Here is a 1224-nt window from a genome sequence, read left to right as displayed (position 1 = left end):
CCGAGCACGAGGCCGCCGATGGCGCCGAGCATCGCGAGGGGGAGGGCGAGCGGGCCCGAGAGCCACGCGACGGCGCCGCGGAGGCTCGCGGCGGAGGGGGGCACGTTCGTCATGGGAGCTCCTTGGCCGAGGTGATGTGGGTGCTGGAGGCGTACAGGCGGATCTTCTCGCCCGAGTTCACGGGGGGCACGTACATGAGCATCTGCGCCGTGCGGACCGTGTCGAAGCCCTTCGCCGAGTCCGTGAGCCCGGTGATGGCCTGGACCTCCGGGTTCGCGTTGACCTTCGCCCCCTCGGCGGTGGGCTTCGCCACGATGCCGAGCTGGACGGTGACGCTCACGAGCGCCCCCGACTCCACGGTCGACATCGCGACGGGCGTCGCCGTGTCCGCCGTGGCGGCGAACTCGACCGAGCCGGTCTCGCCGATGGACGCCGGGAAGTCGACCTTGCGCTTCGCGTCCTGCGCGCGCACGCCGTCGTCCGTCGGGTCGAACAGGTCGGCGTACTGGCTCGCGTCGCCGTTGTTCAGGACGTCCGCGTAGGCCGCGGAGAGCTGATCCGGCTGCACGGCCAGGAGCTTCACGTCCGCCGCCAGCCGGGCCGCGCCGATCGCGGCAGGGGCCACGTCCGGGAGCGCCGCCGTCGTGGAGATGGGCATGGCGTACAGCACCCGGTAGTTGTCGCGCGGGCTGTCCTGCACGAGCGTCAGGGAGAGCGTGGGCGCGTCCTCCGTGTCCGGGTCCTTGACGACCGCCTGGACGGTGCGCGGCCAGGTCAGCGTCGCCTGCGGCAGCGTCAGCTGGAGGTCCCCGGCGGGGATGGCGGGGACGGCCGCGATGTCGGGCTTCGCCTTCCGCACCTGGTAGTCCGAGGTGCGCTCCTGCAGGGCCGGGCCGGCGAAGCGGGGCGCCAGGGCGGCGGCGTCGAGGGACTGGTCCGCCGCGGTCGCGACCTCCGAGACGCGGGACACGATGCGCTCGGCCTGGTCCTTGGTGACGACGGGCGGATCCGCGTCCTCCGCCTCGCGTGCGGCGTCGAGCGACGACGACGGGGTGGGCGTCGCGGTGGATCCCACGCCCGCGGCGAGGTCGGCCGGCGCGCCCTCGGAGGTGCAGCCGCTCAGGGCCAGGCCGGTGACGACGAGGACGGGCAGCGCGATCATGCCGCGACGACCGCGGCCGCGGGGCTGCGCGGGAGCGGTCCCGCTCCCGGCAGTGAGGGCCG

Annotated in this window: 1 protein-coding gene; it reads right to left on the bottom strand. The window is 74.6% G+C overall.

Annotated elements, in window-relative coordinates:
• Positions 1-109: 109 nt before the first annotated feature.
• Positions 110-1224: DUF8094 domain-containing protein (locus tag DZG00_RS15560; protein WP_511171573.1), on the bottom strand; the 1115-nt coding region annotated here is incomplete at its 5' end.

The sequence above is a fragment of the Clavibacter lycopersici genome (assembly GCF_003576405.1).
Taxonomy (GTDB): domain Bacteria; phylum Actinomycetota; class Actinomycetes; order Actinomycetales; family Microbacteriaceae; genus Clavibacter; species Clavibacter lycopersici.
Note: the sequence above shows the minus strand (reverse complement) of the source record. Positions and strands in the feature narration are given on the sequence as shown.